Origin of the sequence: Sphingomonas sp. ASV193, assembly GCF_040203355.1 — a bacterium.
In the GTDB taxonomy this organism is placed as follows: Bacteria; Pseudomonadota; Alphaproteobacteria; order Sphingomonadales; family Sphingomonadaceae; genus Sphingomicrobium.
This window is the reverse complement of the sequence record NZ_JBEHBW010000003.1, coordinates 410,365-417,081: the sequence shown is the minus strand read 5'-3', so window position 1 is coordinate 417,081 and position 6,717 is coordinate 410,365. Positions and strand designations below refer to the sequence as shown.

The 6,717-nt window shown below is 58.6% G+C and carries 5 protein-coding genes; 4 read left to right on the top strand and 1 reads right to left on the bottom strand.

Features of this window, described 5'->3' with window-relative positions; genetic code table 11:
• Positions 1–1,948 precede the first annotated feature (1,948 nt).
• On the bottom strand, positions 1,949–2,698 hold the full coding sequence (locus ABDK56_RS08360) for a hypothetical protein (protein ID WP_349807791.1): 750 nt from the start codon (positions 2,696–2,698) through the stop codon (positions 1,949–1,951).
• A gap of 138 nt (positions 2,699–2,836) precedes the next feature.
• Between ABDK56_RS08360 and ABDK56_RS08355 the strand changes: the two genes are divergently transcribed.
• The 4 genes from ABDK56_RS08355 to ABDK56_RS08340 all read left to right on the top strand — a co-directional run bounded on the left by ABDK56_RS08355 (position 2,837) and on the right by ABDK56_RS08340 (position 6,711).
• On the top strand, positions 2,837–3,742 hold the full coding sequence (locus tag ABDK56_RS08355; RefSeq protein WP_349807790.1) for a LysR family transcriptional regulator: 906 nt from the start codon (positions 2,837–2,839) through the stop codon (positions 3,740–3,742).
• A gap of 187 nt (positions 3,743–3,929) precedes the next feature.
• On the top strand, positions 3,930–4,808 hold the full coding sequence (locus ABDK56_RS08350) for a CPBP family intramembrane glutamic endopeptidase (protein WP_349807789.1): 879 nt from the start codon (positions 3,930–3,932) through the stop codon (positions 4,806–4,808).
• Between the two features lie 230 nt (positions 4,809–5,038).
• Positions 5,039–5,824, top strand: a complete 786-nt coding sequence (locus ABDK56_RS08345) for a dCTP deaminase/dUTPase family protein (protein WP_349807788.1) — start codon at positions 5,039–5,041, stop codon at positions 5,822–5,824.
• Positions 5,825–5,850: 26 nt separating this feature from the next.
• Positions 5,851–6,711, top strand: a complete 861-nt coding sequence (locus ABDK56_RS08340) for a thymidylate synthase (protein WP_349807787.1) — start codon at positions 5,851–5,853, stop codon at positions 6,709–6,711.
• Positions 6,712–6,717: the final 6 nt, after the last annotated feature.

The window sequence follows — 6,717 nt, the reverse complement described above, 5'->3', positions numbered from 1 at the left end:
CGAGTTCGCGATCAGGGTAGGTGATCCCACGCGCAACAGTCGCCATAGCAAACCCCCTGCCATGCCCTGTGACGGCTGCTTCATACAGGAAAGTTCGGTCGAATGCGAATGTCTGCTTTCGACCCAATTCGGTCATTGACGAGCGGCCAAAACCTGCTCCCGGTAAGCATTCAGTTTTTGCGCTAGGTCGCCCGTAGATCCAGGCCAGGCTCCAGCGATAGCTCCGTCTGCGCCTGAAACTCGTCTCGCAAGCCGAACTCCCCGCGGCTCATCAATCAGGTTGGCGTTGTAGTCGAACCCTACCATGGTTGACGCTGGCCCTAATCGAACAGGAAAGAAACGAGCCACATCCTCCCATTTGATGAACATTGCCTTCCGAGCCAGCCCGCCAGTTACTGAGAATCCCGCATTATCGAGAGTTAGGGTGCGAGGCCGCAAAAGAAGAACAAAAAACACCAATCCACAGGCGCTGAAAAACCATCCTCCCCAACTCGGTAGCTCGTGCCTCGGATCGGGTAAGAATGCGTAGATCGCGACGAATACCAACGACGCTGCCAGCAGAAGCAGGACCTTTTTCCGTGACTCGACGATACGAACTACTTCCATGCTCCGCCTTATGGGCGAAAGTGGCCGAATATCAACGTCCGCTTTCCACCCAAACCTGCCGTCTAGGCCCTTGGCCGCTTTCGACCCATTGCGGAAATTCGCCAACGTCAGTCGGTGATGAATACGGTGGCCCGAAACTCGCGCTCGCTATCGCTAAGACTTTGGGGACTGAAATGAAATCACGCCTCTTAGATCCGTCGAGGCGTCACCTTACGACGGTGATCCGCGTATTTTATGCGAAGAAGCCGCGGGCCGTTGAGATTTGCAATCCGGGTTTCGAATGTGGCATTTTCAGATTTCGGGAGACTGGAGTCGGACCTCCTACCCGGCTCTCGAAAAGCGATGGAGACGAAGCAACGGGAGTACCCGTATGGTCACTGCAGAAAGCGAGTCCGCGCAATATTATTTTGAGCGCGAGAAATCTGAGCGAGCCCTGGCTGAAGCCGCAACTTCGGGAGAGGCACGCGACCTTCACCTCGAGATGGCGGCTCGATATCTTGAGTTGGCGAGCCGGCTGGGAGCCACTTTGCAACCGGGCCGGCAAGCCTTATCAACGGATTATGGAACACGAGGAACTGGCCGACAAGATGCGGGCCCGGATTCAACTGTGCCGCAACCTCGCCGCGACAACAGTTGATCCTCGCACAGCCGAGGCTCTTCGCGAGATCGCGAATGAGGGAGAGCAGGATTTAGCCAGACTCGATTTGGAGGTCTCAAAGAAGCGGCCTGACCACTGAGCTAAAAAAGAAGGCCCGCCCCAGAGACGCCGGGCGGGCCAACTAGAGGATTGGCAATAGTCGCGGGTGAGCGGTTAAGACGCCTGAAGCCCTTTTCAGTTCTGTTTTCCGGAGGGCTCACTGTTTGCTCCTTAGGCTCGTCGACCCGTCACGCGGGTAAGCCGATTAAGTTTCTTCGACGGCCCCTTCAAGTTTCTCGATCTTCTGTGCCCAAGCAGTCTCTGCGCGATCTAGCTCGGCTTGGACTCGAGCCAGTTTTTGCCCTGGTCGGCCGCAACTCTTTTTCGCAATTCGAGACTCGCCGTCCAGCCGCCCCGGCCGCTAGCGACCCGAAGGGGACGTTATTGCGGGGCCGGCGCAAGTTCCGAATGCCTGGTGACGGCCGGAAGCGGTCCGTCTGATTTGGAGCGCAAAGTCAGGCTTTCGGCAGTCCGTTTAGATAATGCTGAAACACCCTCGCCTAGGCGGCTATCAGTCAGAGTCGTTGCGAGAGAGAGTCGGCGGACGTGCTTTGCGACGCGTAAGCTTGCTGGACACCGTCCGACCGCCGAAGCCGCGAATTCTCGATTTCAGACAGTCGTGCGCCGCTTGCGGCGGATCGAAGTCTATCTGATCAGCTCCCGCGAAACCGAGCCCCACCAAGGGGTCGGAGCGACCACAACGAAGAAGATGACTTGCGTCACGAACACTGCCACGGGCGCCCAGATCGAGAGAGGCTGCACGCGGCCGCTTGTGAGTTTGTCGTGGATGGCGCTCGGTGCAAGGCATATCGCCGATGCGATCGGGAACAGCAGCAGCGCATACGGACGGAAGGCTGGCCAATGACCGACCAAGTGCGCCACTGGTGGTTGGCTCAGTACCCCAAGAAAGGCCATTAGCATCAGTCGCTTGTGAATGTCGGGCCGGTGCCGATATAGGAACGCGCTTCCAAATAGCAGCGCGAATAGCACTAGTTGGATAACGGTGCTCATCGTGATCGGAACCACCAGCGCAGGCGGAAGTGGCGGAGTCGAGAGATCGCCGCTGAGGTCGAACCCGCGTCGCGCCTCGCCGACTAGCGCGGCATAACCGAGCCCGATCATTGCCACGACGAGCCCGGCCCCTACGATGCCGAGCTGGCGATGAAAATCGATCCGGCCTTTCGCTACGAGCGCTCCTTGGGCGATGAAAAGCAGCAGGAGGAGCAGTGAAACTGCGACATGCGCGATTACCAGCGGGGTAAAGGGCAGTGGCACCCGCCGGGTCGACGGATCGAGGATTGCCGGACTGAACGCCAGGAGATTGAGGAGGAGCAGGAAAACACCAGCTCCGACATAGAAACGGCGTTCCGCCCGCGGCTGCTGACCGGCCATCATCTCTAAAACCCCGCCCCTTTCGCCCGTCGCCGGTTCGCGCGCCCGTCGAAGGTCCGCAATTCCAAGTCTAGGGCGTAGCGTTTTTCCTGCCTATCCTCGCACTTGCAGTCTCATTCTGCATTGTTGCAGGATAGGCGGATGCTAAGCTGGACCGACGCACAATATTTTCTTGCCACTGCTCGGACTGGCAGCACGCTGGCTGCAGCGCGCCAACTCGGTGTTGATCAGACCACGGTAGCACGGCGCATTGCTGCGCTCGAGAAGGAGCTGTCGACGCGCTTGTTCCATCGCCACCAACAGGGTTATCGGATCAGCGAAGCGGGATCGGCGATCCTCGGCCATGTCGAGCGCATGGCGGAGGAAGCAGAAGCGCTCAGCCGTCTGTGCGCCGAGGCCAGCCGCCGTCTGTCGGGCGTCGTGCGCATTACCACCACCGAACCGATCGCCAACAACATTCTTACGCCGCTGCTCAGCGACTTCATGGAGCTTCATCCCAGCGTCGATGTCGAGGTGATCGTCGCGCCCGGGCCGGTCGACCTGGCGAAGGGCGAGGCCGACCTTTCGATACGCGCCGGCCCGACCCCGAGCGGAGCTGGCATTACCATTCGGAAGCTTGCTGAGGACCGCTGGTCGATGTTCTGCAGCCAGACTTACGCCGCCCGCCACGGCACGCCGCGCTCGGCGAACGAGCTAACTCAGCACATCATCATCGGCGCTCAGGGCTTCCTCGCCGGGCTCGCCCCTTTCCGCTGGCTCGCCCGGCAGGCACCCGATGCGCGCAGCCGGGTGGCCGCGAACACGATCGCCAACGCGCTCGCCGCGGTCGGCGCAGGTCATGGCGTCGGACCGCTGCCCTGTGCGGTTAAGGCGTTCGAGGGGGCCGACTTCATCGAATGCTTCGTCCTGCCGCCGTTCGACTATGGCTACTATCTTGTAACCCGCGAGGACATCAGGGACGTGCCTCACATTCGCGAGTTCACTGGGTTCCTGCTCTCCCATGCCCCGGCTCTGAAACGAATGCTCGAAGGGGTGGCGAGCGGCTAATCCACTTGGCGATTAACACGTGCGACGCCTTGTAGCCGGTAGCGGATAGTCTGCTTTCGAGCCATCGCGGACATTGTGGTCGCGGCGCCGAGAAGCAAAGTCGGGGTCGATCGAGGACTGATCTAGTTTGCGCCTGGTCGCTGCTCCGCTTACACGTGCGCGGAGGAAACAGCGGGCCGCAGTTCCAATGAACCAAGCAACGGTTGTTCCGCTTGCATCGCGGAGTGATATTCGGCGGCCCGAGGACGGCTCGTCACGAGGCGCGTTTTGGTTTTGTGCGCTCGCGTTCCTGTTTGCTTGGCCGGTCATCATTGCGGCTGCTGCGTTTGTCCATGGCTGGTCGCCATGGAAGGTGCCCGGCGGACTCCAGATGCTAGCTGCGCTCAGCCCCGGAATGGCCGCGCTCACTCTCTCGCTCCGGCGTTTCGGCGGCGATGGGCTCAAGAGCCTCCTTGCTTCGTTAGTCCGCTGGCGAGTTTCGCCATACCTGTATGCCGTAGCCCTCGGGCTGAGCGTCGGCTTATGCCTCATTTTGTACCTGACTTTCCGGTTGGCGACGGGCGTTCCTGATCCTTTGGGTTCTCCCGTCGACTTACTAATGTACTTCCTGCTTATCCTTCCCTTCAGCGCCGTTTGGGAGGAGCTCGGCTGGCGTGGCTATTTGCTGCCCCGGCTGTTGGACAGGATGAAGGCAGTAACCGCAGCACTTCTGATCGGCGTGATCTGGGGTGTATGGCATCTACCGATGGCGCTCGCAGCAACGACGAACCCGCAAGCGGGCCTTGCTCAGTTCGGCGCCCTGTTTTTTGGGTGTATCGCAAACTCGCTCCTACTCACCTGGCTCTACCTGCGATCGCGAGGAAGCGTTCTCTTGTGCGTGCTTTTTCACAATGGAGTGAATGCTGGCGCATTCTATTTCTTCTCAGGAAGACCGGGCTCAAGCGCCGGGCCCTTCTGGGGGCTGACCATTGGGTTGGCGATCATCGCGATCCCAATCACAGCGAGCCTATCGAAACGCCAACGGCACCATCAGCCTGGCGTCGCCACAAGTAATCATCTCGAGTAAGTCCTACCGGACGCAAACTCCTCTTGGATCAAGCGCTTCGATATCCGCCTCTCACCCATTCCCGTCTCAGACGGAGCGAAGGGTTAGGACGATTAGAGCCGATCTTATGTGAAGCGAAGTTCGAATCCCCTCACGTGTCCTCATTTTTGGTACGAGAGCGGTGCTATCTGTTCCTTAGACCACAGTCGTGCGAGACAGCATTTTCGAAACCCCTGCGCTGAGGCGACGCAATGCTGAGTGATGCGGAGATTCAACGGTTGCATTTGATCCGCGACGCAGCCGAAAAAAACTACCGGTCAGCCAGCTATGACCTCCGAATTGGTGAGCTAATCGACCCGCAAGGTAACGTTGTCGAAAGCTATGAACTCCCGGCCCAAGGCATTGTCGAGGTCATTTCTCAAGAGGAAGTCTCCTTGCCGGCGACCGTAATCGGGATCGCCATGGTCAAGACGCGTCTTTGCCAAGAAGGCATTCTCGCTCTCAGTATTGGGATCATCGACCCGGGGTTCGAAGGGAAAATTAGCAGTTTCCTGATCAACTTCGGAAAGGAAGTCCGACTTCTGCAGAAGGGAGAGATCTTTCTCAGAACAACCTACCAAAAGCTCGATGGCGAGCCTTCGAATCCCACTCCAGTGAAGCTCGATTATGATGAGATGATGCGAGAGCGGAAACGCGCCTCGGTTGAGAAATTCGAGGCAACGTTTCTGAGCATCGACACTGTGGCATCCAAGAGTGCTGGAAAGGTCTTCAAGGATTACAAGAATGCAGTTCTTGCATACGTTGGTGGCGCAGCTCTCGTCCTTGCAGTGCTCACATTCCTACTGAACTTCGCGACAATGTGGGTGAAATGGCCCGCGACTCCCCCGGCGGTTTCAAATGCGGGTCCAACCGAAAGCGTTGAGGTGGGGCGTCTCATTGATCAGAATGAAGAATTGAATAGGCGCCTGACTCTAATCGAGCGAAGCTTACCGCCGGTTGAGAACGGCAAGAAGAAGACGGCGGAGCAACGACGTTGATTGGCAATCTACCCGCATTTCGATCAATGGATGAGGTGCAGCGTTGGGCGCTCGCTACTTTGCTGGCGAATGGCTCGCCGAGCGCGCCCCGCGCGGATCGGACCATTGAAATGATTGGGGCCGGTTTTCGGCTCCTTGATCCGCGTGCACGGTTGATAACCAGCGCAGCGAGACGCTGGAGCACCGCTCTTGCTGTCGGGGAGTTCGCTTGGCATTTGTCTGGATCGAACGAGGTCGCACCGATCGCATATTATGCATCGAGATGGCGCGATTTTTCCGACGATGGATTTGTCATCCGCGGCAGCTGCTATGGCCAGCGAATTTTCGGCCCGGGCGGCAACGGCTTGAGCCAATGGGAACGCTTGGTTCACCTGCTTAGGGAGGATCCTGAATCCCGGCGTGCAGTTCTCAATGTCCAGCAATCGCCGGAACTTTCCCTTGATGCTGCCTCAAGAGATGTGTCCTGCGTCAACGGCTGTCAGTTTCTCCTGCGCGACGGCCGGCTCCATGCGCTGCTCAACATGCGGAGCAACGATGTCATCTGGGGCTTGCCCTACGATGTCTTCCTATTCTCGATGCTACAAGAGATGCTGTCGCTCGAGCTCGGCGTGAAGCTGGGAAGCTATATTCATGTTGCGGGCTCTTTCCATCTTTACGAGCGCCACCGGGAGTGGGCGCTCCGAATCGCTGAAGAGCAAACTATCGCCACTTCACCGATGATCCCAATGGACAACATCGCCGAATTGCCAGATTTCCTGGATGCAGAACGCAATTTGCGAGCGACAGGAATTTCAACCGCCACACTGTCCCCGTACTGGGCGGCGCTCCTGAAGCCTCTCAAAGCGCACGCGCACCGTCACGCCACTGCTGATCCCGTGGAAGCATGATGGGCC